This window comes from Halorussus marinus (genome assembly GCF_004521895.1).
GTDB lineage: Archaea > Halobacteriota > Halobacteria > Halobacteriales > Haladaptataceae > Halorussus > Halorussus marinus.
The window spans coordinates 79301-102627 of the sequence record NZ_SBIR01000001.1 but is presented as its reverse complement, the minus strand read 5'-3'; the positions used below and the strand labels follow the sequence as shown (position 1 = coordinate 102627).

Below are 23327 nucleotides of genomic sequence, written 5' to 3'. Positions count from 1 at the left end.
AAGAGATCGGTCGTCAGTCCGCCGCGACTTCTTCTGCCGTCTCGGTCTCGTCGTCCTCGGGGTAGTAGCGCTCGATGAACTCCTCGTCGATGCGGTTGAGCTCCTCTTCGGGAAGCATCCCGAGCAGGTCCCAGCCGAGGTCGAGCGTGTCGTCGATGTCCCGGTTGGTGTCGAAGCCCTGCTGGACGAACTCCGTCTCGAAGGCGTCGGCGAAGTCGAGGTACTTGTTGTCGCGGTCCGAGAGCGCCTCGCGACCGACGATGTTCACGAGGTCACGCAGGTCCTCGCCTTCCGCGTACGCCGCGTACATCTGGTCGGAGACGTCGGCGTGGTCCTCGCGGGTGAACCCCTCGCCGATGCCGTCGTCCATCAGCCGCGAGAGGCTCGGTAGCACGTTGATCGGCGGCTCGATGCCCTGACTGTTGAGGTCCCGGTCGATGTAGATCTGGCCCTCGGTGATGTAGCCGGTGAGGTCCGGGATCGGGTGGGTGTCGTCGTCGCCGGGCATCGTGAGGATCGGGATCTGGGTGACCGACCCCTCGCGGCCCTCGATGCGGCCGGCCCGCTCGTAGAGCTGGGCGAGGTCGGTGTACATGTAGCCGGGGTAGCCACGGCGACCCGGCACCTCCTCGCGGGCCGCGCCGATCTCGCGGAGCGCCTCGCAGTAGTTGGTCATGTCCGTCAGGATCACCAGTACGTGGTAGTCCTTCTCGAACGCGAGGTACTCGGCGGTCGTGAGCGCCATCCGCGGGGTGACCGTCCGCTCGACCGCGGGGTCGTCGGCGAGGTTCATGAAGACGACCGAGCGTTCGAGCGCGCCCGTGCGCTCGAAGTCGTCCATGAACTCGTTTGCCTCCTCCTGAGTGATGCCCATCGCGCCGAAGATGACCGCGAACTCCGAGCCCTCCTCGTCGTCGCCGTCCGCCTCTTCCTCCGGGACGGTCGCCTGTCGGGCGATCTGGAGCGCGAGGTCGTTGTGGGGCAGTCCCGAGCCCGAGAAGATCGGGAGCTTCTGGCCCCGGATCAGGGTGTTCATGCCGTCGATGGCGGAGACGCCGGTCTGGATGAACTCCTGGGGGTACTCGCGGGCGTAGGGGTTGATCGCCGCGCCGACGATGTCGTGGCGGTCGTCGGGCACGATCTCGGGGCCGCCGTCGATCGGCTGGCCCGTCCCGTCGAGGACGCGCCCGAGCAGGTCTTCTGTGACCGGCATCTTCATCGTCTCGCCGAGGAACCGGACCGAGGCGTTGCGGTCGATGCCCTCGGTGCCCTCGAACACCTGGATCGCGACGAGACCGTCGCTGGATTCGAGCACCTGTCCGCGGAGCGTCTCGCCCTGTTCGGTCTCGATCTCGACGATCTCGTCGTATCCGATGGACTCGTCAACTTCGGCGAACACCAGCGGGCCGCTGATTTCGGTGATAGTTTGGTATTCTTTCATGGTTCAGTATTTGGCGCGGAGCTGGTCCGCGATGTCGTCTTCGAGGTCGGAGATGTACTCCTCCCAGTCGTCCTGCACGCCCATGCGGTTGAGCCGCGGGACGGCGTCGATGTCCTGGATCTCCTCGACCGGGACGCCGGCGTCGAGCGCGTCGAACGCCTCGTCGTTGAACGTCTCGATGGCGCCGAGCATGGCGTAGGTCTTCTCCGGGGAGCAGTAGGTGTCGACGTCGTGGAACGCGTTCTGCTGGAGCCACGACTCCCGGATGTAGCGGGCGACTTCGAGCGTGAGCTGCTGGTCTTCGGGCAGGGCGTCCTTGCCGACGAGCTGGACGATCTCTTGAAGCTCGCCCTCCTCGTCGAGCACGTCGACGGCCCACTGACGCCGATCGGGGAAGTTTTCGTCGACGTTCTCCTTGTACCACGGGTCGAGCTGGTCGGTGTACAGCGAGTACGACTCGTCCCAGTTGATCGAGGGGAAGTGACGACGCTCCGCGAGGTCGGCGTCGAGCGCCCAGAAACACTTCACGATACGCAGGGTGTTCTGGGTGACCGGCTCGGAGAAGTCGCCGCCGGGCGGGCTGACCGCGCCGATCGCCGAGACCGACCCCTCGGTTCCGTTGATGTTCTGGAAGTAGCCGGCGCGCTCGTAGAACTCCGAGAGGCGCGCGGCCAGATACGCCGGGTACCCCTCCTCGCCGGGCATCTCTTCGAGCCGGGAGGAGATCTCGCGCATGGCCTCGGCCCACCGGGAGGTGGAGTCGGCCATCAGCGCCACGTCGTACCCCATGTCGCGGTAGTACTCCGCGATGGTGATACCGGTGTACACGCAGGACTCACGGGCCGCGACCGGCATGTTCGAGGTGTTGGCGATGAGGCAGGTCCGAGACATCAGCGGCTTGCCGGTCACCGGATCCTCCAGTTCGGGGAAGTCGTCGATGACCTCGGTCATCTCGTTGCCGCGCTCGCCACAGCCGACGTAGACGACGATGTCGGCGTCGGCCCACTTCGCGAGCTGGTGCTGGGTGACGGTCTTGCCCGAGCCGAACGGGCCGGGAATCGCGGCCGTGCCGCCCTTCGCGATGGGGAACAGGCCGTCGAGGATGCGCTGGCCGGAGACGAGCGGCTCGGTCGGCGTCTCCTTGCGGGCCGCGGGGCGGGCCTCGCGGACCGGCCACTCCTGGTGCATCTGGATCTCCTCGCCGTTGTCGAGTTCGACGACCGTCTGCTCGACGGTGTAGTTGCCGCTCTCGATCGCGACGACGTCGCCGCCCTCGTAGTCGGGCGGGACCATCACCTTGTGGTCGATGCTCTCGGTCTCGGGGACCGTCCCGACGATGTCGCCGGGTTCGACGTGGTCGCCCTCGTCGACCTCGGGCTCGAACGCCCAGGTCTTTTCGAGGTCGATGCCGGGCGCGTCGACCCCACGGTCGAGGAACGCGCCCATCTTGTCTTCGAGGACCGCCAGCGGGCGCTGGACGCCGTCGTAGATGGAGTCCAGCATTCCGGGGCCGAGGTCGACCGAGAGGGGTTCGCCCGTGTTCTCGACCGGCTCGCCCGGCGCCACGCTCGACGTCTCCTCGTACACCTGAATCGTCGACAGGTTGCCTTCGATCTCGATGACCTCGCCCATCAGCCCTTCTTCGCCGACGTACACGACGTCGTTCATCCGGGCCCCGAGGTCAGTGGCGGTCACGACCGGTCCACTTACGCTCTCGATGACGCCGTCCTCGCGGACGGTGTCGGTTTCGGTTGCTTGGCTCATTCGTTGTCACCGTTTTCGTCTTCGTCCATAAGGTCGATACCGATTGCGCGCTTGATCTTCTCGCGGAGTCCGCCGCTGCCCGCGCCGCCGCCGATCGAGACCATCGTCGGTTCGACGCTCGTCTCGACCTCGTTGCGGACCTGCCGCGACAGGCGATCGAGGTCCTCGTCGTGCATCACGACGATACCGATCTCCTCGTCGTCGAGGACGCGGTTCACCGCGTCGTCGAGCTCCTCGTCTTTCCGGTCGTCCGGAACGTTCTCGAACTTTCGAACGCCGGCGAGCCGGAATCCGGTGGTGAACTCCGGGCTGCCGACGACCGCGATCTCCTGGCTCATAGTATCACCAGTTCGTCTTCGATCTCCGTCTCGGTCAGGCCCGCCTCGCGGCCGCGAGCGATGGCGCGGATGTTCTCGACCTCGCGCTCTTTGGCGAGGATGTACGCGAGGACCGGACAGACCGACAGCGGGAATACGTGCGAAAGGTGGTTCGAGTACTCTAGCAGTGCAGCGTCTAGTGCGTGTTCGAACCCGATGAGGCTGTCGGCTCGTTCGAGCTCGTTCAGCGCATCCGAGAGGTCGTCGCCGTAGCTGCTGTCACGGACGAACGTGACGAGTTCGTCGACGTTCCCCGACAGTTGGGCCACGTCCGACGCGTCGAACAGGTCGCCGCCCTCGATGAAGTAGTCCTCGGGGTCGATCTCGGCCCCGCTCCGGGCGATCCGGAGCGCGTTACGGACGTTCCGGAAGTCGATCTCGGCCTGCAGGAACTCGGCGTACAGCTGGGTCGCGCGGTTCCCGGACTTGGTGGCGCCCTCGATCAAACCCTCGTAGTACGTGCGGTCGGCGGCGTTTTCGAGCGGGATCAACACGCCCGACTCCTCGTAGTCCTCGAACGCGGCGGCGAGCGGCTCGCCGTAGCGCGTGCCGTCGAGCAGTTCGACGGCGTCCTCGATGGAGCCGGCCTCCGCGAGCCGGTCGAGGAACTGCCGGTCGAACTCGCCGGCGTAAGTGAAGTCCTCGGCGATGGTCTCGCTGTCGGCGCCCGAGTAGATCCCCCGGAGCGCGGTCTTGACGTTCCAGGCGTCGAACTTCCGGAGGTACCGGGCGATGAGGGTGTAGAGCCGGCCCTCGGCCCAGTCGAGCAGGTCCTCGAAGTGCTTGGCGAGGTTGCGGTTGAGCGCGTACTCGATCAGATCGACGCCGTCGTACCGAGAGCCAAGCGCGTTGATCTCGTCTTCGTACTCCGTCTCCTCCATGTACCGCGCGATCTCGCCGGGGCCCATCCGGATGAGCTTCCGGTAGTCCTCCTCGGCGAACAGCTTCGCTCGCCGGGCTCGGACCCGGGCCGAGACGTACTCGTAGTTCGAGGGACCGCCCGTCTTTTCTACGCTCATTGCTCGAAGAGACGGCCGCTGATGTCTTGGAGGTTGTCCTCCCAGACGCTTTCCAACACCGAGTCGAAGGTGTTGTTCACGCGGAGTCGAGACTCCTGGCTCTCGACGACGACGCCGCCGAGGCAGTCGTACTCGCCGGCGTACTCGTAGCCGTCGTAGTCGGCGACGATGTCGGTGAGCAGTTCGTCGTCGTCGGGCTTGCCGTACACCCGAACCGTCGCACCGTCGTCGAACTCCTCGGCCGCCGCGTCGAGGAGTTCGCGGGTGAGCGCCTCTCGGTCGTCGCCGCCGAGAGTTGCGAGTCGCTCTTCGACGCTCTCGCGGACGTCCTGCAGGACGTCTCGGCGGGCTTCGAGGCGCTTTTGCTTGGCCTCCAGCTTGGCGCTGGAGAGTTTCTGCTCGCGCTCCTGGGCGATCGTCTGTTCGGTTTCGCGTTCTTGCTCCGCGAGTATCTCCTCGGCGTCGGCTTCGGCCTCGGAGACGATTTCGGCGGCGCGTTCGTCGCCCTCCGAACGAATCTCCTTCGCGCGCTCGCGGGCTTCGTTTCGAATATCCTCAACTACCGTGTCCAGACTCATTGATGAAGAGGGGAAAGGGTGCGTTTAACCGACGATGAAGACGACGACCAGCGCGAGGATCACGAGCGTCTCGGGCAGGACCGTCATGATGAGGCCCGTCCCGAAGAGGCTCTCGTCCTCGGCGATGGCGCCGATGGCCGCACTACCGATACCGCGCTCTGCGTACCCCGCGGCCAGCGCCGCGAGACCGACCGACAACGCGGCGGCGGCTTCGGCCGTAAACGCCGGGCCGCCGCTGGCGGCGCCGTCTTGAGCGAGCAGTACACTGCTTTCCACGAACGCGAGTACAAATTCGTACATAGGGTTTTGTCTCCGTTTGCTCTCGTAACCGGACAGTCGTATTTGCCGTCACTGCCATCATAAAGCTTCCCAAAAGAGTTGACGAGCGGGGGCGTCTCGGCCCTTGAGCCGGTTTTGTGATACCAAATGACAATGGAAAAGACACGGGGGGAACCGCCAACGCAGAGTCGATCGGAGAGCGGCGGGGGAGTCAGTCCTGCGTGGTGTACGTCCGTTCGTACCCGAACGGCTCGTACTCGTCGCCGCCACCCTCGTAGAACTTCCCGAAGAACTCGACGTACTCGAGACGCACCGCCTGCAGTCCGGCGCTGGTGATCCCGAGCGCCAGCACCAGCAGGTGGCCGACGACGAGCACGACCAGCCCGCCGAGCACGCCGGCGATGCCCGAGTGCATCAGGCCGGGGAACATGATGGAGGCCGCCTCGTAGTGGTCGAGGACGTACTGCGGACCGTAGTCGATCATGAAGTGCCACTCGGCGCCCTCCCCGTGGTCCACGGAGTACACGCCGAAGAACAGGAGGTTGACCACGAAGGCCATCCCCGCCTTGGCGAGCAACACCGCGGCGATCCGGGTGTACGACAGCGCGTCCGAGAGGACGCTCAGGCTTTCGAGCGCGCCGATGACGATACCGGGTCCGCCGAAGTGCTTGAACTCGCCGGCGACGTAGAGCACGAAGCCGACCGCGCCGATGGCGAGTCCGACGGTCCCGATCGCGGGCGAGAAGCCCCCGAAGCCGAGCGCGAACGGTTCGCCGTCGAAGACGGTGAACAGGAAGCCCGGCTTCATCGTCTCGGCCTGCGTGCTGAAGATCCACGTCCAGATGCCCGCGAACAGCAGGACCCACGAGCCGCTCTCGAGGACGGCGTCGGTGACGCTGTGTTGTAGGTTCTCGACGAAGTCGAGAACGTATCCGACGGTCATGTGGAGCAGGCCGACCAGGATCGAGACGACCATCCACGTCAGCGCGAACTCGCCCTCGATCGGCTGGAGTCCCTTCTTCATGGGCGGGTGGCCGCCCCAGACGAGTTCGCCGAGCTGGTGGAGGCCGAATATCTCGCCGTAGAGGACGCCGAACAGCGCGGTGAACCCGCCGGCCCATATCGCGATGCCGCCGAGGCTCTTGAGCGCCGCGCTGTCGAAACTGCGGTACAGCCAATAGCCCATCCCCATGTACAGGAGTCCGTAGCCGAGGTCACCGATCATGAACCCGAAGAACGCGGGGAACGTCAGGAACAGCAGCGCCGTCGGGTCGAACTCGGAGTACTTGGGGCGGTTGATCGTCTCGACGAGCAGTTCGAACGGCTTGAACGCGCCGGGGTTGTCCTGGACGACCGGCGGCTGGTCGTCGCCCATCGTGACCTGTCCGCCGTCGGCCGCCACGTCCTCGTCGGCGATCTCCTCGCGGGCGGGCTCGTCGCGCTCGACTTCTTCGGTGTCGTGGGCGTTGCCGTGGCGGTCGTAAGCGGCGCGTTCGAGCTCGTCGACCTCGACGCGGTCGCCGACTCGATCGCCGAGCGCGCTCGCGAGCTGGGTGTACCGGTCGGTCGGGATCCAGCCCTCCGCGACGAACGCGTTCTCGGTGGTCGCGAAGTTGAGCGGCGCCTCGGCCTTCTGGACGTCGATAGAGAGCTTCTCCTCGGCGGCCAGCAGGAAGCCGGCGGTGTCGAGGCGGAGGTTCTCGAGTTCGCTCTCGACGCTTTCGAGCTCGGTTTCGAGCTTCTGGCGCTCGTGTTCGAGCTCCTCGACGTACTCCTCGGGGCTCCCCTCGGCGTCCGGGACCGCGAGTAGCGCGAAGTCGACGCCGACCAGCGCCTCGTCGAGCGCGTCGTCGCCCGCGTCCGACTCGGGGTAGGCGAACACCGCGATCGTGTCCGACCCCGCGAACACGTCGAACTCACGCACGTTCTCGTCGGCTTCGAGCGCGAGACGGACCTCGTCGGCGTCGCCCTCGCCGACCGCGACCTGAACGGCATCGTAGCCCGAAAGCAGGTCGAGATCGATACCGAGGTCCGCGAACGGCGCCATCGAGTCGATACGCTCCTCGACTTCCCGGAGCTGGGTTTCGAGCTCGCTCCGTCGGTCGTCGAGTTCGTTCACCTCTGTGCGGACCGATTCGAGTTCGTCTTCGAGGGCCTCGTCGGTGACGATGCGGCTCGGTCCGGCGTCGGCCTCGTCGAGGTCGAGCATGCTCTCGAGCGATCGGACGGTGACGAGCTTGTCCGACGCCTCGTCGGCGCCCTCGATCGGCGCGCCGGGCTCGAACCCCTCCCACGAGCCGTCGTAGTCCGAGAGATGCACCAGATTCAGCTCGTGGACGGTCTCGATGACGTCGTCCATGACGGCGCGCGAGCCCGTCACGGACACCTTGCTCATTCGTTCAGGTCTGAGCATGCACCGCCTCCTCGAACAGGTCGACGACGTAGTCGGTTACTTCCTCCTCGTTCTCTCGGGCGTGGGTTTCGAGCTCCTCGCGCTCGGCCTCGCCCTCGGCGAGGATGTCTTCGCGCTCGGCCTCGATTTCCTCGCGAGCCTCGGCGACCCGCTCCTCGTGGAGCTCGGACGCCTCTTCGTCGGCTTCGCGGCGGATCTCCTCTGCTTCCTCGCGTGCTTCGGAGATGCGCTCGTCGCGGGCCTCCTCGGCCTCGGCGACGATTTCGTCGGCCTCCGTCTCGGCCTCCTTGATTCGTTCGAGAACCTCTGGCCTCGGCATACTAATCACGCGAAAGTTGCGGGAGCGCCTATAAACTACTTGCGGAACGACCTACGGTCCTTTGGCGCGACCCCGTGAGCGAAGCGAACGCGGGGTCCTCGGAGCCGGCCGCCTCGTCGGTCGGGTGTGCGATCACGAGCGCGTTCTGCGGAAAGCGCCGGCGTGCGCTCGTCGGTTTCACCCGCGCGAAATGGCAGGATTATTTGTCGAGCGGCACAAAAATAGTGCCAATGGGTATCCTCGAAGACAAGAGCCGGGCGCGGCTGTTCTACAAGTACCTCTCGAAGGTGTACGACAGCGTCAACCCGTTCATCTGGAACGAGGAGATGCGTGCCGAGGCGCTGGCGATGCTCGACATCGAGGCCGACGACCGGGTCCTCGACGTGGGCTGTGGCACCGGCTTCGGCACCGAGGGACTGCTCGAACACACAGAGAACGTCCACGGGCTCGACCAGAGCGTCCACCAGATGGAGAAGGCGTGGGACAAGTTCGGCAAGCACGACCCGGTGAGCTTCTACCGAGGCGACGCCGAGCGGCTCCCGTTCCGCGACGACAGCTTCGACGTGGTGTGGTCGTCGGGCTCGATCGAGTACTGGCCCAACCCGGTGCTCGCACTGCGGGACATCCGCCGAGTCGCAAAGCCCGGCGGACAGGTGCTCGTGGTCGGGCCGAACTACCCGGAATCGACGGTGATGCAGAAGGTCGCCGACGCGATCATGCTGTTCTACGACCGCGAGGAGGCCGATCGGATGTTCCGCGATGCGGGGTACGTCGACATCGAGCACCGCGAGATGGGGCCCTCGTACGATCCCGACGTCGCGATCACCACCGTCGCTCGCGTCCCCGAAGAGTAGGTCAGCGATCGACCGGAGCGACCGGAGATGCGAGCGAACGCAGTAGGGGAGCGTCGTTTTTGATCCAGCTTTTTGCGAGGAGCGGCGTCCGCGGCGAGCGCCGCGAGCGTGGACGCTCGACGAAGTAAAAGGGTGGTCGAGCACCGCGAGATGGGGCCCTCGTACGATCCCAACGTCGCGATCACCACCGTCGCTCGCGTCCCCGAAGAGGAGCTACGCCCTCGCCGACGCCTCCGCGACGACTACACCTTCGACGAGGAATTCGACCGCGACGCGTTCGCCGGGCGCTATCGTCGGCGCGTTCGTCCCGGCGATTCGGAGGCTCGCACGCTCGCCGACCGACCACCGGGGGTCGGCGGCGGGGTTGAACGGGCCGGTCGGCCCGGAGACGAACCCGCGCGCCGAGAAGAACGGGACCGGCGGCTGGCGGTCGAGGGGGTCGCCGTCGATCAGAATCCGGACGGACAGCGCTCGCACGTCGAGGGCCTCGCCAGCGCGGTGAACGAGCGCGAGCCGGTCGGCGCCCGCGTCGACGCGTAGATCGACGGCCGCCGTCGGGCGGTCGGTCGGGAGCGTGGTCCCGAGCGCCGCGGTCCCGACGGCGGCGGCGAGGACGACCGTCACGACGAGCAGGCAGACGACGCCCAAGACGGGGGAGACGGCGCGGGGGGACACGCCGCCAACTGGTCCCGGCTTCCGTCTTCAACCTTCGGCCGAGCGGATGTCGACCGGTGTCGCGGTCACGTTGACCGTCGTCCCGTCGTGGGTCGCGCTCACGCGGAACTGCTCGTCGGGGCCGAGCGTCCACAGGACGCCGTCTGAGCCCGTAGCCCCGACGGGTTCGCCGTCGACTGTGATCGTCCCGTCGAGGGGCGCGCCGGTCTCGTTCGCGAGATGTGCCCGAAGCGGACCGCCGGGGTAGGTGCGGTTGACGGTGAGCGTGACGTTCTCCGTGCCGAACGCGTTCGCGGCGGTGTTCCGGACGCCCGGTCCCGGCGGAAGGGTCCGCTGGCCTTCGAGGCGCTTGTACTGGATCTCCTTGAATATCTCACCCGTCCCGGCGTCGAGCGAGGCCGTGAAGTTGCCGTGGTTGTGGTTCACGGTCACGTCGTAGACATCGGTCGGACTGTACTGGGAACTGCTCCCGCCGGCGGTGTTGTTCCGGACCCAGGGGTACTGGTCGAGGACGAGGTTGAACGCCCGTCCGACGGTCAGCGACTCGGTCGTCCCCGAGTCGCGCCGGTCGGGGCGGGCGATCTCACGGACGTACTCGCCGTCGCGAATCGCCGAGAGCGCGACGCCGCGTCCGGCCGTGCTGACGTGGACGCGGATCGGATCGCGCGTCCCCCGGAGCGATTTCGAGATCCGGTCTCGGACCGGCCCTTCGACGAGCATGAGCCGCACCTGCACCGACGTGTCGACGTTCAGCATTCCGAAGTCGGGGAGCTTCTGTGCCCGCGTCTGGAGTTCCCGTACGGTGTGGCGGACGTGCTCGGCTTCGGCGTCGATGCGACCGAGCGTCCGGAGGTACGCCGTGGCCGACAGCGATCCGTTCGAGAACGCCTCGGTCGCGCGCTGTTCGGCCGACCGTAGTGAGATGACGTGATTCTCTATCCGATACCGGTACCGCGTCAGAATCTGTTTCCGCCGGCGGTCGCTTCCGGCCGCGGCCAGTTTCTCGTCGAGCGCGCCGACGCTGAGCGCCGTCTCGGCGCTCGCCCGATCGGCCGCGAGCGCGCGTCCGAGCGACACCGACGCCGAGTCGAACGCCGTCCGATCGGGGTCGGCGCCGAGCGTCAGCACCGCGGTCGTGTTCTCGTTCGTCGCCGGTCGGACCACGTCGGTCGCCCCGACGCGGTCGTCGGCGGCCGAGGCCAGCGGCGCGGCCGCCTGCACCGCCGCCGCGCCCGGAGAGAGGGCCAGCAGTAACGCCAGCATAACGGGGGTGACTCGCATCTCGTTCGCATCTCGCCCGCCCACCATTAAAATACGCACGAAAGTATGAACTCCGCCGGGACGCCATCAGAGCGCCCGAGACGTTTCACGGAGCGCGCTGACGTTTTATCTCCGGATAGAAAGTATTTTCTTGTCGGCGTGTTCACGCGACTGTATGCGGTGGTTCGCCGCCCTCCTCGTCGCCCTCCTCGCCCTCGGTCCCGTCGCCGGAGCCGCCGCTGGCGTCGGCCAGTCGACCGACGAGCTGACCGCGACGCCCCTCCAACAGAGCGAGACCGCGACGGAGACCAACGAAACCCACGACAAAACGATCATGCGCGTCTCCCTCCGCGAGACCGGGGACGCCGACTGGACGGTAACGACACAATTCGCCCTCCGGGACGAGAACGAGACGGCGGCGTTCCGACAGCTCGCCGAGAAGTACGAGAGCGGCGAGACGGACGTCGGGGTCACCAGCGAGACGTTCGAACGCATCGGGTCCCGCGCCGCCCCCGACCGAAAGATGGCGATCCGCGACGCGAGTCGGTCCGCGAGGCTCCTCGAGAACGGGACGGTCGGCCGGCTCACGCTGTCGTTCACCTGGACGAACTTCTCGCGAGTCGAAGACAGAGTCGTCGTCGTCGACGACGCGTTCAGAACGCCGTCCGGAACCTGGCTCCCGGAGCTGACCCGCGACCAGTCGCTGGTCATCGACGGCCCCGACAGCTACGTGGTGCGGAACACGCCCCCGAACAAGGGCGTCTCGAACGTCAACGAACTCCACTACGAGGGCCCCGAGTCGTTCGAGCCGGGCGAGATCGAGGTCTCCTACGAGCCCCGGAACCCGGCCTCGACGACCCCCGGATCGCCGGGCGGCGGCTTGCCCGACGTCGGAAGCCTCTCGGGAGTCGTCTTGCTGTTGTTGGTGCTGGCCGGCGGGACCGGCGCGTACGCGTGGACTCGCCGCGAGGACGCTCCCGACCTGTCGGAGGCCGACATCGCCGACGCCGCGTCGGACGAGCCGTCCGAAGACGCTACTACGGGCGGCGCGACCGCCGAGGAGACCGACAGCGACGACGAGGCCGAGCCCGATCCGGAACTGTTGAGCGACGAGGAGCGAGTCCTCCGACTGCTCGAGGAGAACGACGGCCGGATGAAGCAGGCCGACATCGTCAAGGAGACCAACTGGTCGAACGCCAAAGTCTCCCAGTTGCTCTCGAAGATGGCGGACAACGGCGACGTGGACAAGCTCCGGATCGGCCGCGAGAACCTCATCACCCTCCCGGACGAGGACGTGACCGAGTAGCTCGGAAACTACCGGCATCGCGTCGTGCGTTTCGAAAGCGTTTACCTCCGTGCCAGAGACACATCTATTATGAAGGTCCTGGTGACAGTGAAAGAGGTCGCGGAAGTCGCCGACGACTTCGAGATTGCGGGGACCGAGGTAGACGAACGCTACCTCGAGTACGACCTGAACGAGTGGGACGATTACGCGGTCGAGGAGGCCGTCCAACTGAAAGAGGACGGTCCGGCCGACGAGGTCGTGACGGTCACTATCGGGCCCGAGCGGGCCGACGAAACCATCCGGATGGCGCTGGCGAAGGGCGCGGACCGCGCCGTCCGAGTGTGGGACGACGCGCTCGAAGACGTCGACCTGCTCGACGTTGAGACGAAGACCAACATGCTCGCCGCCGTCGTCGAGGAGGAAGACCCCGATCTCGTCCTCTCCGGCGTGCAGGCTGGCGACGACGCGTTCGGCGCGACCGGCGTCTCGCTGGCCGACCACCTCGGCTTCCAGTGGGGCGCGGTCGTCAACGCCCTCGACTACGACCACGAGGCGGGCGTCGCACACGTCCACCGCGAACTGGAGGGCGGCGTCGAGGAGCTCACCGACATCGAGCTCCCCGCGGTGCTCACCATCCAGACCGGGATCAACGAGCCCCGGTACGCCAGCCTCCGGGGCATCCGGCAGGCCCAGAGCAAGGAGATCGCGCCAAAGACCCTCGACGACGTCGGGCTCGATGCCGACGCCGTCGAGAGCGATCTCACCCTCACCTCGATGTACGAGCCCGAGAGCGAGAGCGACGCCGAGCTCTTCGAGGGCGACGCCGGCGAGACCGCCGGGCGACTGGCTGAAGTCCTCCGCGAGAAGGGGGTGGCAGAATGAGCGACGTGCTGGCCGTCGCCGAGCACCGCCGCGGCGACCTCCGAGACGTGAGCTACGAGCTCGTGACCGCGGGCCGGGAGCTGGCCGACGCGACCGGCGGCGACCTCCACGTCGCGGTCATCAGCGGCGACACCGAAAAGTTCGCGGACGAGCTGAACCGCGAAGGCGTCGACTTCATCCACACTGTCTCGGAGGGCGAGGAGTTCAACCACGACGTCTACGCCCAAGCCGTCGAGGCGCTCCACGCCGAACTCGACCCCGAAGTGCTGGTGATGGCAAACAGCGTCAACGGGCTCGACTTCGCCCCCGCAGTCGCTAACCGACTCGACCTCTCGCTGGCGACCGACGCGGTCGGCTTCGAGTACGACGACGGGCTCGAAGTCACCCGCGAGATGTACGGCTCGAAGGTCGAGACGACCGTCGAGGTCGGCGGCGACCGGACGGCGGTCACTATCCGCGGCGCGGAGTGGCCCGCCGCAGACGGCGTCGGCGACGCCGAGGTGGCCGAGTTCGACGTCGACATCGACACCGACGCCGGCTCGACGGTGACCGGCTTCGAGGAGGTCGGCGGCGGCGACGTCGACATCAGCGAGGCCGACTTCATCGTCTCGATCGGCCGAGGCATCGAGGAGGAGGAGAACCTCGATCTCATCCGAGATCTCGTCGAGGCGACCGACGCGACGCTGTCGTCGTCGCGACCGATCGTCGACAACGGCTGGCTCCCCAAGAACCGGCAGGTCGGCCAGTCGGGGAAGGTCGTCACCCCCGACGTCTACCTCGCCATCGGCATCTCCGGGGCGGTCCAGCACGTCGCCGGGATGAAGGGCTCGGACACGATCATCGCGGTCAACACCGACCCGAACGCCCCCATCTTCGACATCGCCGACTACGGCGTCGTCGGCGACCTGTTCGAGGTCGTGCCCGAACTCATCGAGGAGTTCGAGTAACGCCTCCAGACCGATCCGGGGAGGATCGATCGCCGGCCGCTCGGGACATTCGCGGCCGGGATTTTGATCGAGCGTTCCGCGCCGAGCGGTGTCCGCGGCGAGCAACGCGACCGAGAGCGAAAGCGGGTGCGGAGCGACCGTCACGGAACCGCTCCGCTATCGTCACGTACTTGTTTTGCCGGTCCTGAGTCCCGGCCGATGGATTATCCCGAGTCCCGGCGGGCGCTGGTCGAGGAGCGCCTCGAAGCGGTCCTCGACCGGGTCGAGCCGACGGAGCTCTCAGAGGAGGTCCGCCACGTCGCGCTGTCGGGGGGAAAGCGCGTCCGGCCGACCGTCACCGTCCTGTCCTGCGAGGCCGCCGGCGGGGTCGCCGAGGCCGCAGTCGACTTCGCGGTGGGCGTCGAACTGGTCCACGACGCGTCGCTCGTGGTCGACGACATCATCGACCGGTCGGACACCCGCCGTGGCACCGCGAGCGCGTGGGCCGAGTTCGGGTACGCGCCGGCGATCATCGCGAGCGACGGGCTCATCGGCGAGGCGTTCGAGCTGTTTTCGTCCGACCCCCGAGCGACCGTCGCGGTCGCGGACGCGATGGTCGAACTCGGCGAGGGCGAGGCGACCGAACTGGTCGCCCGGCCGACCGACCGAGAGGGGTACATGGAACTCGCCCGCCGGAAGACCGGCGCGCTGTTCCGGGCGGCCGCCGAACTGGGGGCGCTTGCGGCCGACGCCGACCCCGTGACCGTCGAGGCGTTCGGCGAGTACGCCGAGCGAGTCGGCGTGGCGTTCCAGATCCGCGACGACGTGCTCGACGCGACCGCCGACGCCGAGGAACTCGGGAAGCCGACCGGAACCGACGCCGAGATGGGCCGGCCGTCGATCGTGCAGGTGACCGACCTCGACGCCGCGGCGGCCAACGACCTCGCTCGCGAGCAGTCCGAGTCCGCGCTGGCCGCCCTCGACCGGGCCGAGACCCCCGACGAGACCGCGACCGGCTACCTCGAAGACCTCGCGTCGTTCGTCGTGACCCGCGAGCGCTAGCCGACCTGTTCTGCCCGCCGCGACTGGCGGGATTCGGCGACCGCGAACGCGAGCGTGCTCGAGAGGCCGAGTAACGTGCCGACAGTGAGCATCCCCGCCAGATACGTCAGCGGGACGCGCCCGAGGAAGTAGGCGCTGACCGCGTGGAGCACCGCGGCGATCGCGACGACGTAGAACGGGGCGTTGAGGTAGCGCCACCGGAAGCGGTCGGCGAGATACTCGTCGGTGATCTGACCGAGACTGGTGGTGATTCCGGCGGCGGTGAACCACGTCACGGCCCCGTAGACCAGCGACGCGAGCACGCGTATCGGTCCGACCGGGGCGTCGCTCCCGGCCTTCACCGATTCGAGCATCTCGACCCCGCGAACCCCGCCGATGACCAGCAGGGCGGTCGCGACCACGTAGGTGATGAGCGTCACACGGCCCGCGTACAGCCCGGTGCGGGCTTTCTCGGCCGCCCGGTCGAGCAGGCGCTCGACGCCCAGCCCCCGGCCGAGGACGTAGAGGCCGAGCAGTCCCGAGGTCATGCCGAACACCGCCGCGCCGGGCAACCCCTGCCAGTCGGAGATGACCGCAAGCGGGTAGATTAGCAACAGGATGCCAAGCGGGACGAGGACGGTCCCGCGGGTCTCGGGGTCGTCGAGCACCTGCTTCATGGTGTAGTACATCGATTCGAGGTCCTGGGCCTGCCGGACCACCACGCGCCGGACGCCGTCGACCGGCACCCGAGATCGGACGACCGGGATCACGCTCTCGTCTTGGGCGCCGTCGGTAACGATGACCGCCCGGACCTCCTCGCTGGTCGAGAGCCCGGCAAGCACCTCGTCGACCTCCTCGCCGACCGCCCGATTCGCGGCGACGTCGCTCCCGTCGACGCCGGTCACGACCGCCACCTCGACCGTCTCGTCGTCGATGCGGTCGGCGAGGTGGACGCCCTCGAACATGACGTTCACGTCGCTGTCCTCGGGGTCGGAGGTCGCGAGCGCCACGGCGGCGCGCTCGACGTCGTCCCGACCGACGACCGGGGTGTCGAAGTCGGTCTTCCGGCCGAGGTCGTCGTCGAGGTCCACACACAGGACCAGCAGCATTAGCCGGGCGTACGGGTGCGGGGTTTAACTCTTTTCGGGACGCCGCCGCGAGGTCGGAATGACGGCCGGTGGTCGACGCCGATCGAAATCCCCGGACGTCGGCCCGTCGCGGTCATCGCTCGGGGTGAGTCGGCGCGTCGAACCCGCCCCTGACCAGCGGCCGGGCGATGTGTCGGCGGGCCTCGGGAGGCACCTCGTACCACCCGAGTTCGATCTCCCGGTCGACCGCCCGTTCGATCTTGCCGTCGGCGGTCGTCGCGCAGTCTCGACACCGGTAGCCCTGTCCCGCTCCGGCGCTCTCCATCGACCGGCCACAGTCCGGGCAGTCCGGGGTGGCGAGTTCCGTCCGGTTCAGCGACCGCACCGCGAACTTCTCCAGTTTGAGGGTGTCCTCGGACGCCTCGCCGCAGGCCGTGATTCGGTCGCCGGCCCGGAGCGCGCGGACCCGGTCGCGAAACCGCTTGGTCGGTTCGAAGGCGGCGCAGTCGAGGCGCGACTCGCCGTCCTCGATCGCGAAGAAGACGTGGCCGCCCCGCCTCGTCTCCGGGTCGTCGACGACGGTCCCGGTCGTCCGGTACGAGCGGCCGTTCGCGGCGGCCGAGAGCGGGGCGTCTCGGAGGTGGGCGTCGGTGCCCTGATTCGTGACGAACACCGCCCGGCGTTCGACGGGCTCGCTCTCGATCGCCTCGGCGACCTCGCGGACGGCGTCGGGGTCGTCGCCGCGGATCCCGTGGAGGATCGGGCCGGGCGTGTGGGGGACACAGACCAGTTCGCCCGTCTCGCGGTCGACGGTGTCCCAGACGACGGGGTAGGCGTCGTCGGCGGCTTCGAACACCGAGTCGGCGTCGACCTCCCGGGGCGTTCCCCACCGGTCGCGCTCCCGATAGGTGATACATTCGTAAGTCCACTCGCCCCCCGGGCCGTCGGCGGCGTTCGAGCCGTCGCGGTCGACGCCGTTCGCGTCCGGCGCGGGGCCCAGCCCCGCCCACGCGCCGACCGCGGCCAGCGCGCCGATCTTCCCGCGACCGACCTTCCAGCCGGCGTGGCGGTAGCCCGCGGCGTCGAGTTCGGCCTCAGCCGCCTCGACGTCGAGCCGCTCGCGAACCGCGCGGCGGGCGAACGCGGCGACCGAATCGGGCACCGCCCCGGGGTCGCCGGGCGCGACGACCAGCCCGGGGTTCGTCCGCGGGTCGTCGGTCGCGGCCGCCTCGGCGACCGCCTCGCGGGCGACCTCGAAGGCGTCGTCGGGGTCGGCGTCGGTGTGGATCGCCAGCGCCGCGTTGCCCCGAGTTTTGTGCTCGACAGCGGGGTTCAGCCGGACGAGGAGCCGTCGCTCGGCGCCGACCCGCTCGGCTACCCGGGCGGCGAGGTAGGTCGTACACATCCCGAGTTCCCGAGAGTCGGTGTCGTCGATGCCGATGACCGTCACTGTCGGCGGTAGGGGCGTGTCGGACTAACGGCTTTCGGAGCCGTCCGTCTTCCAATATGAATGTACCGCCGTGGCGGCGTCCAATCGCAAGCAGCGGTCGGGATACGTTCGACACAACGCATATATAGGGGAATCACTTACATGCGGATATGTCCCGGTCTGCACTGGTCGGGAACGTGACTGCGATGCTGGAGGACGCGGGGTTCTCCGTGAGCGACCGGTGCGCGATTCGACCGAAGAGTTTCGACGTGGCCGCAAGGCGCGGCCGCGACCTGTTGTTACTGAAAGTGCTGGCGAACGTCGACGCGCTCGACGGCGCGACCGGTGTGGAGATGCGTCGGCTCGGGGAGTACCTCGACGCGACGCCGCTCGTCGTCGGTCTACGGACTCGCGACGAGGACCTCGAACCGGGCGTCGTCTACTTTCGCCACGGCGTCCCCGTGTTCAGTCCCGACACCGCGATGGAGCTTTTCGTCGAGGGACTGGCGCCGCTGGTCTACGCCGCGCCCGGCGGCCTCTACGTCAACATCGACGGCGACGTGCTCCGCGACGAGCGCGAGGAGCGCGGCTGGAGCCTCGGCCAGCTCGCCTCCGAGCTCGGGGTCTCTCGGCGCACCGTCTCGAAGTACGAGGACGGGATGAACGCGAGCGTCGAGGTCGCGTTCGAGCTCGAAGAGATGTTCGAGGGAGACCTCACCAGCCCGGTCGAGGTGCTCGACGGTGCCGAGGAGGTCCGCGACGGCGACCCCACGCCCGAGGACCCCCAGCCAGAGAGCGACGACGAGCGCATCGTCACAGTGTTGACCCGCGCGGGCTTCGAGGTCCACCCCACGGTTCGGGCGCCGTTCAAGACCGTCAGTGAGGACGAGGACAGCGACGAGAACGTCCTCACCGGCCACTCGGCGTTCACCAAGGCCGCCGAGAAGCGCGCCCGGATCATGTCCTCGATCGGCGAGGTCGCCCACACCCGATCGGTCTACTTCGTCGACGAGGCCAACCGCGAGAACGTCGACGGCACCGGGCTCGTCGAGCGCGACGAACTGGAGGAGATCGACGATCCCGACGAACTGCGAAAGCTGATCCGCGAGCGCGCCGAGGAACCGGCCTGAGCGCCCGGGACAGATCGTTCTCCGGGTCCGGGCGAGCACTCAGCCCCCGCCCCGTACGACGTGACCGTACTTCAACAGCGCGACGAACACGCCCCCGCCGATCGCGTTGCCCGCGGTCGCGAGCGCGAGGAACGTCGCGTAATCGGTCACCGATACCCCCGAGGAGACGAACACGCCGAACAGCACCTCCACGTTGCCCGCGATCGAGTGCGGGAGGTGGAGGAGCCCGATCGAGGCCGTGACGAGCCAGACGACCGCGAGTCGGCTGATCGTCTCCTGTGCGGCGGTGAGCAGCCACGCGAGCAGTCCCATCAGCCAGCCCGCGAGGATCCCGGCGACGAACAGCCAGCCGGGGTCGTGATCGACGAGCTTGTGCGCGATCGTTTCGAACGCCCCGGGCGAGGCGACCCCGAGGTTGGGCATCAGCGTGACCAGCAGGCCGGCGAACACCGCCCCGCCGACGATGTTGCCCGCGTACACCAGCCCCCAGAGCCGCCCCAGTCCCGCGAGCGACGCCCGCCCGTCGACGACGGGGAGCACCGCCAGCGTCGTGTGCTCGGTGAACAGCTCCGAGCGACCGATGATGACGAAAATGAAGCCGACGGCGTAGGCGCTCGCCACCAGCAGTTCCGTCCCGAGGTCGCCGTACCCTCCGGTCGAGAGAGTGAGAATCACCGCCATCAGCACCGGCCCGAAGCCGATGTCGAGGCCCGCAGAGAAGCCAGACAGCAAAAGCCCGTTTCGCTCGCGGCGAATCTCGTGGAGCCCGCTCTCGATGAGCGAGTCCAGAATGTCCGGCGAGGGCGTCTGCTCGGTCGTCGACTCCTCGGAGTCGCCCTCGGTCGTCGTTTCGGCGTCTCCCACGCTACTCCCCCCGAACCCAGATCGTCTCTATCGTGCGTTCCCAGCGTTCCACCACGGTCGAACGCACTGGCGGGAGCCACGTAGCCTTTGTTGCCACTCCGCGGAGTGCAGAGGTCAGAAAGCGCGTTCGGACTGCCGGCGGATCGCGCCCGGACCGATCCGGGGGTCCTCAGGCCACCTGATCGCCGTACGTCTCCTCGAGGTACTCGACGATGTCGTCGCTCTCGGCCATTCCTTCGACGCCGTGCTCCTCGTCGACCAGCACGGGGACGCCCGTCTGGCCGCTGACCGCCTCGACCTCGGTGCGCTCGGAGTGCGACGAGGCCACCATGTGAGACTCGTAGTCGAGACCGAGCTCGTCGAGCTTCTCTTTGACCTTCGCGCAGTACGGACAGCCTTCGAGTTCGTACAGTTCGAGGTTCGTCATGTGGGCGCGTAGTCGCTTGCGAGCAAAGAACGTGATGGTGTCGGAAGGTCGTGACGCGACCGTCGGCTCGCCGGACTACCGCCCTCCCAACTCCGACACCCGCCTCAGGGCGTTCGAGAGGCCGGTCCGGAGCCGACGGCGCTGGTAGATCGCCTCGCCCGCGCCCCACGCGACCAGCGCGATTCCGGCGGCGATCGCCGCGAGGAACTCCCAGCCGGTCATCCACACCGGCCGGATCCACGGCGTGACGTGAGCCCACGTCCGGGCGACGGAGGTGGCCTGGGCCTCGACCGGCGTCCCCCCGAACGTCTCGTCGATCCAGAAGGCGACGCCCTCGCTGTCGCCGACCGAGAGGCTGCTACCGCTCAGGTCGTAGCTTCCGGAGGCGTTCAGCTCCCGCATCGTCGGCCCGCCGGGTTCGTCGCCGAGGTGGACGCGCTCGGCGTCGTAGGGCGCCCACGGCGCGTGGAACTCCCAGACCACGTCGCCCTCGGGGGTCATCTCGAACACGCGCTGGTTCATCGTGTCCACGACCAGCGTGTCACCGTCGGGGAGTCTGTCCGCGTCCCGGGGCCAGCTCAGCCCGTCGGTGCCGACGCTCCACGTCCGGGTCCACTCGCCGTCCGAGGACGCCGACGCGCTCGAACCGTTCGCACCGCGGGCGTCCCGTGCGTACTCGACGATCCGGTCGTTCTCGCTGTCAGCGACCAGAATCGTTGGCGTCCCGCCCGCGCCTTCGAGGTACTGGGGGTTGTGCTGTTCGTACAGCGTGTCGTGGTCGTCGTCGCTCCCGAGTCGCGCGTCGATCTCGTTGGTCGAGCGGTTCACCACGATCACCTGATCGAAGTTCCGGGGGGAGGCCAGATACTCGCCGTCGCCGATCTTGTCGACGTCGTTGACGTGGGTCCAGTCGTTCGACGAGCCCCCGACCGACTCGGGGTAGTGGTCGTCGAAGTGCCACTCCCAGACGATCTCGTCGGCGGCGGTGTCGTAGACGAACAGGCGGTCGTCTTTCCCGGCCTCGCGCATGTTCGCGACCAGCAGTCGGTCGCCGTTGATCAGATCGACGTCGTGGGTGTCCTGAATGGGGAGGCGTTCGGTCCAGATCCGCTCTTGGGTGTCGGGGTCGAGTTCGTACACCAGCGTCTCGTCGGCGGCGGTCGCGGTCACGAGCAGGTGGCCGTCCTCAAGCGGGTCGACGTCGTAGAACCACGTCGCGTCGAACCCCGAACCGTTGTGGACCCACTCGACGTCGCCGCGGGGGCCGACCGCGACGAGGCGGGCGGGCTTGTTCTCGTTTGCCATCCCCTGGAAGTGAAAGCCCTGAATCGAGATGACGGTCGTGCCGTTCGCGGGCTCTTCGACAGACGCCCGGAGGTTTCCGGGGTCCTCGTCGGTCAGGACGTACGTGGCGCCGGAGATCGCGGCGGGCGCGAGGAGCGCGGCCGCCACCAGCGCCACCGCGATCCGGACGAGCCACCGCCGCGAGCGCGAGACGGAGCCGAGGTTCATACCGGCCGTGACGACGCGGTGCCCGTTAAATGTACGTCAGACTGAGAGTCGGTCCTCACGGCTCGGCCTCGCCGGCGGACGCTCGTCGCGATCGAGGCGACGGCCGCCGAACCCCGCCGTACTCGTCGACCGGCGTGTCCCGCCGAGACAAGCGGCCCGAAACGAGAACGATCCGGGCGTCGGGTCAGACGCTACCGGCGAGGAGCCCGCTCGTGCGCACGAAGAAGTAGAGGACGAACGCCGCGGCGAGCGCCCAGTGGCCGGGACGAGTGTCGCCGAGTTCACCGGCCGCGAGCTTCACGATCGGGTACGAGATGATCCCCGCGGCGATGCCGTAGGCGATGGAGAAGGTAAACGGCATCACGAAGATGGTGAGCGCGGCCGGGATGGTGTAGGTGATGTCGTCCCACGCGATCTCGGCGACGTTCGAGAGCATGATGACTCCCACCACGACGAGCACGAGGTGCGAGGCGTAGGAGGGGACCGCGACCGCGAGGGGCACGACCGCGAGCGAGGCCAGAAACAGCAGTGCGACCACGAGCGCGGTCATGCCGGTTCGACCGCCCTCCTCGACGCCGGTCGCCGACTCGATGTAGGTCGTAACGGTCGAGGTCCCGAGCATGCCGCCGACCGTGGTGCCGACCGCGTCGGCCATCAGGGGCTTGTCCATCTCGGGGAGGTTGCCGTCGTCGTCGAGGAAGCCCGCGGCCTGCGAGACGCCGGTGAGCGTCCCCGCGGTGTCGAAGAAGTCCACGAAAAAGAAGGTGAAGACGATGAGCGCGAACGAGAACGCCTCGATGTTCTGGAGCCCGGAGACGAACGCGCCGGCGAGCGGCGCGATGTTGTAGCTCGCGGCGTCGTAGGTGACGGGTGCGTTCGGCGCGAGCGCGACGTCGACGAGGGTAACGCCCATCTCCGCGAGCGCGTCGGCGTCGGCCGGGTACGCCGAGTAGCCCAGCCACGCGACGGCGTAGCCGAGCACCGACGTGAAGACGATGCCCGAGACGATCGAACCCCGAACGCCCCGGGCGTAGAGCGCGAGCGTGACGAACAGGCCGACCACCGAGACGATCGCGACCGGATCGGAGGCGAACACCGGATTGAACGTCAGGAACGTCGCGGCGTCGCCCGCCACCACCCGCATCTCCTCCAGTCCGATGATGGCGAGAAAGAGCCCGATGCCCGCACCGACCGCGAGTTTGACCGGTTCGGGAAAGAGCCGGATGATGTACTCGCGGGCGCCGACCGCGGTGAGCGCGATGAAGACGACGCCCTCGACCACGACGGCCGCGAGCGCGGTCTGCCAGTCGATCCCGAGCCCGAGCACCACCGTGAACGCGAAGAAGGCGTTGAGCCCGAGCCCCGGCGCCTGCGCGAACGGCCGCTTGGCGTACAGCGCCATCACGAGCGTCGCGGCCGCGGCCGCGATGATGGTCACGACCGCGAGCATCTGGAACGTCCGGTCGGGGCCGACGCCATCGATCTGAATGGCGGCCGCGAGGATGTCCGGGTTGACCACCACGATGTAGCTCATCGACAGGAACGTGGTCAGTCCCGCAAGGATCTCCGTCCGGAGGTCGGTTCCGTGCTCCTCGAAGTCGAAGTACTCCGCCAGCGCACCCGACGACTCGTCGGTAGCGTCGTTAGCTCCCATAATGCACGAGTGAGCATACTCCCGACGCGTTATTTAACCGTTACCATAGAGAAACCCCACATATACACAAATATGGATATCACGCGGCCCGCGAACGGCGCCGGGTCGGC

At 67.8% G+C, this 23327-nt stretch carries 22 protein-coding genes; 6 read left to right on the top strand and 16 right to left on the bottom strand.

All coding sequences use genetic code 11. The annotated features are described in order from the left end of the window. Nucleotides 1–13: 13 nt before the first annotated feature. The 8 genes from EPL04_RS00470 to ahaH all read right to left on the bottom strand — a co-directional run bounded on the left by EPL04_RS00470 (nucleotide 14) and on the right by ahaH (nucleotide 8190). Nucleotides 14–1441, bottom strand: a complete 1428-nt coding sequence (locus EPL04_RS00470) for an ATP synthase subunit B (protein ID WP_134668426.1) — start codon at nucleotides 1439–1441, stop codon at nucleotides 14–16. 3 nt (nucleotides 1442–1444) lie between these two features. After that, a complete protein-coding gene (locus tag EPL04_RS00465) occupies nucleotides 1445–3205 on the bottom strand; it encodes an ATP synthase subunit A (RefSeq protein ID WP_134668424.1) in 1761 nt (586 codons plus the stop codon). After that, entirely contained in the window at nucleotides 3202–3543 is a 342-nt protein-coding gene (locus tag EPL04_RS00460) for a V-type ATP synthase subunit F (RefSeq protein WP_134668423.1), read from the bottom strand. Before EPL04_RS00460 ends, EPL04_RS00465 begins: the two co-directional genes overlap by 4 nt. Then, nucleotides 3540–4601, bottom strand: a complete 1062-nt coding sequence (locus EPL04_RS00455) for a V-type ATP synthase subunit C (RefSeq protein ID WP_134668421.1) — start codon at nucleotides 4599–4601, stop codon at nucleotides 3540–3542. Before EPL04_RS00455 ends, EPL04_RS00460 begins: the two co-directional genes overlap by 4 nt. Beyond that, complete coding sequence (locus tag EPL04_RS00450; protein ID WP_134668419.1) at nucleotides 4598–5179, bottom strand: V-type ATP synthase subunit E; 582 nt, start codon at nucleotides 5177–5179, stop codon at nucleotides 4598–4600. Before EPL04_RS00450 ends, EPL04_RS00455 begins: the two co-directional genes overlap by 4 nt. A gap of 24 nt (nucleotides 5180–5203) precedes the next feature. Beyond that, the gene (locus tag EPL04_RS00445) at nucleotides 5204–5479 is read right to left on the bottom strand and encodes a F0F1 ATP synthase subunit C (RefSeq protein WP_134668417.1); all 276 of its coding nucleotides are present in this window, start codon (nucleotides 5477–5479) and stop codon (nucleotides 5204–5206) included. 190 nt (nucleotides 5480–5669) lie between these two features. Next, nucleotides 5670–7871, bottom strand: coding sequence for a V-type ATP synthase subunit I (locus EPL04_RS00440; RefSeq protein WP_134668415.1), 2202 nt, complete (start codon nucleotides 7869–7871; stop codon nucleotides 5670–5672). Next, nucleotides 7858–8190 carry an ATP synthase archaeal subunit H gene (gene ahaH / locus EPL04_RS00435; protein ID WP_134668413.1) on the bottom strand — a complete coding sequence of 111 codons (333 nt, stop codon included), beginning with the start codon at nucleotides 8188–8190 and terminating at the stop codon, nucleotides 7858–7860. Before ahaH ends, EPL04_RS00440 begins: the two co-directional genes overlap by 14 nt. Nucleotides 8191–8420: 230 nt before the next feature. Here ahaH and EPL04_RS00430 point away from each other — a divergent pair, with 230 nt between their 5' ends. Continuing rightward, the gene (locus EPL04_RS00430; protein WP_134668412.1) at nucleotides 8421–9044 is read left to right on the top strand and encodes a methyltransferase domain-containing protein; all 624 of its coding nucleotides are present in this window, start codon (nucleotides 8421–8423) and stop codon (nucleotides 9042–9044) included. 213 nt (nucleotides 9045–9257) lie between these two features. On the opposite strand, the gene EPL04_RS00425 is transcribed toward EPL04_RS00430, so the two are convergent. Both EPL04_RS00425 and EPL04_RS00420 read right to left on the bottom strand, forming a co-directional pair. After that, on the bottom strand, nucleotides 9258–9719 hold the full coding sequence (locus EPL04_RS00425) for a type IV pilin (protein ID WP_134668410.1): 462 nt from the start codon (nucleotides 9717–9719) through the stop codon (nucleotides 9258–9260). Between the two features lie 27 nt (nucleotides 9720–9746). After that, nucleotides 9747–11000: a DUF7094 domain-containing protein gene (locus EPL04_RS00420; protein WP_134668408.1), complete on the bottom strand. Its 1254-nt coding sequence runs from the start codon at nucleotides 10998–11000 to the stop codon at nucleotides 9747–9749. Between the two features lie 154 nt (nucleotides 11001–11154). On the opposite strand from EPL04_RS00420, the gene EPL04_RS00415 reads away from it, so the two are divergent. The 4 genes from EPL04_RS00415 (at nucleotide 11155) to EPL04_RS00400 (ending at nucleotide 15134) form a co-directional block, all read left to right on the top strand. Further along, nucleotides 11155–12285: a helix-turn-helix transcriptional regulator gene (locus EPL04_RS00415; RefSeq protein WP_134668406.1), complete on the top strand. Its 1131-nt coding sequence runs from the start codon at nucleotides 11155–11157 to the stop codon at nucleotides 12283–12285. Between the two features lie 69 nt (nucleotides 12286–12354). Then, entirely contained in the window at nucleotides 12355–13146 is a 792-nt protein-coding gene (locus tag EPL04_RS00410) for an electron transfer flavoprotein subunit beta/FixA family protein (protein WP_134668404.1), read from the top strand. Next, a complete protein-coding gene (locus tag EPL04_RS00405; RefSeq protein ID WP_134668402.1) occupies nucleotides 13143–14093 on the top strand; it encodes an electron transfer flavoprotein subunit alpha/FixB family protein in 951 nt (316 codons plus the stop codon). Before EPL04_RS00410 ends, EPL04_RS00405 begins: the two co-directional genes overlap by 4 nt. Nucleotides 14094–14291: 198 nt before the next feature. Next, complete coding sequence (locus EPL04_RS00400) at nucleotides 14292–15134, top strand: polyprenyl synthetase family protein (RefSeq protein ID WP_134668401.1); 843 nt, start codon at nucleotides 14292–14294, stop codon at nucleotides 15132–15134. On the opposite strand, the gene EPL04_RS00395 is transcribed toward EPL04_RS00400, so the two are convergent. Then, nucleotides 15131–16222 (bottom strand): DUF373 family protein, encoded by a 1092-nt coding sequence (locus EPL04_RS00395; RefSeq protein WP_134668399.1) that lies wholly within the window; start codon nucleotides 16220–16222, stop codon nucleotides 15131–15133. The two genes, EPL04_RS00400 and EPL04_RS00395, sit on opposite strands and share 4 nt — an antisense overlap. Nucleotides 16223–16334: 112 nt before the next feature. Then, complete coding sequence (locus EPL04_RS00390; RefSeq protein ID WP_134668397.1) at nucleotides 16335–17651, bottom strand: tRNA(Ile)(2)-agmatinylcytidine synthase; 1317 nt, start codon at nucleotides 17649–17651, stop codon at nucleotides 16335–16337. 149 nt (nucleotides 17652–17800) lie between these two features. Between EPL04_RS00390 and EPL04_RS00385 the strand changes: the two genes are divergently transcribed. After that, nucleotides 17801–18760 carry a transcriptional regulator gene (locus EPL04_RS00385; RefSeq protein WP_134668396.1) on the top strand — a complete coding sequence of 320 codons (960 nt, stop codon included), beginning with the start codon at nucleotides 17801–17803 and terminating at the stop codon, nucleotides 18758–18760. Nucleotides 18761–18799: 39 nt separating this feature from the next. Here the strand turns inward: EPL04_RS00385 and EPL04_RS00380 are convergent, their stop codons facing one another. The 4 genes from EPL04_RS00380 to EPL04_RS00365 form a co-directional block, all read right to left on the bottom strand. After that, nucleotides 18800–19624, bottom strand: coding sequence for a formate/nitrite transporter family protein (locus EPL04_RS00380; RefSeq protein WP_209019534.1), 825 nt, complete (start codon nucleotides 19622–19624; stop codon nucleotides 18800–18802). A gap of 169 nt (nucleotides 19625–19793) precedes the next feature. Then, a complete protein-coding gene (locus tag EPL04_RS00375) occupies nucleotides 19794–20051 on the bottom strand; it encodes a glutathione S-transferase N-terminal domain-containing protein (RefSeq protein WP_134668394.1) in 258 nt (85 codons plus the stop codon). Nucleotides 20052–20126: 75 nt separating this feature from the next. Continuing rightward, complete coding sequence (locus tag EPL04_RS00370) at nucleotides 20127–21563, bottom strand: arylsulfotransferase family protein (protein ID WP_134668392.1); 1437 nt, start codon at nucleotides 21561–21563, stop codon at nucleotides 20127–20129. Nucleotides 21564–21747: 184 nt separating this feature from the next. Beyond that, nucleotides 21748–23217 (bottom strand): NCS2 family permease, encoded by a 1470-nt coding sequence (locus EPL04_RS00365; protein ID WP_134668390.1) that lies wholly within the window; start codon nucleotides 23215–23217, stop codon nucleotides 21748–21750. Nucleotides 23218–23327 lie beyond the last annotated feature (110 nt).

Excerpts from the sequence above, each read along its gene's own strand:
- EPL04_RS00470 (WP_134668426.1), bottom strand. The coding sequence starts at position 1,441 with ATGAAAGAATACCAAACTATCACCGAAATCAGCGGCCCGCTGGTGTTC.
- EPL04_RS00410 (WP_134668404.1), top strand. The coding sequence starts at position 12,355 with ATGAAGGTCCTGGTGACAGTGAAAGAGGTCGCGGAAGTCGCCGACGAC.
- EPL04_RS00465 (WP_134668424.1), bottom strand. The coding sequence starts at position 3,205 with ATGAGCCAAGCAACCGAAACCGACACCGTCCGCGAGGACGGCGTCATC.
- EPL04_RS00365 (WP_134668390.1), bottom strand. The coding sequence starts at position 23,217 with ATGGGAGCTAACGACGCTACCGACGAGTCGTCGGGTGCGCTGGCGGAG.
- EPL04_RS00450 (WP_134668419.1), bottom strand. The coding sequence starts at position 5,179 with ATGAGTCTGGACACGGTAGTTGAGGATATTCGAAACGAAGCCCGCGAG.
- EPL04_RS00440 (WP_134668415.1), bottom strand. The coding sequence starts at position 7,871 with ATGCTCAGACCTGAACGAATGAGCAAGGTGTCCGTGACGGGCTCGCGC.
- EPL04_RS00455 (WP_134668421.1), bottom strand. The coding sequence starts at position 4,601 with ATGAGCGTAGAAAAGACGGGCGGTCCCTCGAACTACGAGTACGTCTCG.
- EPL04_RS00370 (WP_134668392.1), bottom strand. The coding sequence starts at position 21,563 with ATGAACCTCGGCTCCGTCTCGCGCTCGCGGCGGTGGCTCGTCCGGATC.
- EPL04_RS00420 (WP_134668408.1), bottom strand. The coding sequence starts at position 11,000 with ATGCGAGTCACCCCCGTTATGCTGGCGTTACTGCTGGCCCTCTCTCCG.
- EPL04_RS00460 (WP_134668423.1), bottom strand. The coding sequence starts at position 3,543 with ATGAGCCAGGAGATCGCGGTCGTCGGCAGCCCGGAGTTCACCACCGGA.
- EPL04_RS00400 (WP_134668401.1), top strand. The coding sequence starts at position 14,292 with ATGGATTATCCCGAGTCCCGGCGGGCGCTGGTCGAGGAGCGCCTCGAA.
- EPL04_RS00415 (WP_134668406.1), top strand. The coding sequence starts at position 11,155 with ATGCGGTGGTTCGCCGCCCTCCTCGTCGCCCTCCTCGCCCTCGGTCCC.
- EPL04_RS00375 (WP_134668394.1), bottom strand. The coding sequence starts at position 20,051 with ATGACGAACCTCGAACTGTACGAACTCGAAGGCTGTCCGTACTGCGCG.
- EPL04_RS00395 (WP_134668399.1), bottom strand. The coding sequence starts at position 16,222 with ATGCTGCTGGTCCTGTGTGTGGACCTCGACGACGACCTCGGCCGGAAG.
- ahaH (WP_134668413.1), bottom strand. The coding sequence starts at position 8,190 with ATGCCGAGGCCAGAGGTTCTCGAACGAATCAAGGAGGCCGAGACGGAG.
- EPL04_RS00430 (WP_134668412.1), top strand. The coding sequence starts at position 8,421 with ATGGGTATCCTCGAAGACAAGAGCCGGGCGCGGCTGTTCTACAAGTAC.
- EPL04_RS00445 (WP_134668417.1), bottom strand. The coding sequence starts at position 5,479 with ATGTACGAATTTGTACTCGCGTTCGTGGAAAGCAGTGTACTGCTCGCT.
- EPL04_RS00385 (WP_134668396.1), top strand. The coding sequence starts at position 17,801 with ATGTCCCGGTCTGCACTGGTCGGGAACGTGACTGCGATGCTGGAGGAC.
- EPL04_RS00405 (WP_134668402.1), top strand. The coding sequence starts at position 13,143 with ATGAGCGACGTGCTGGCCGTCGCCGAGCACCGCCGCGGCGACCTCCGA.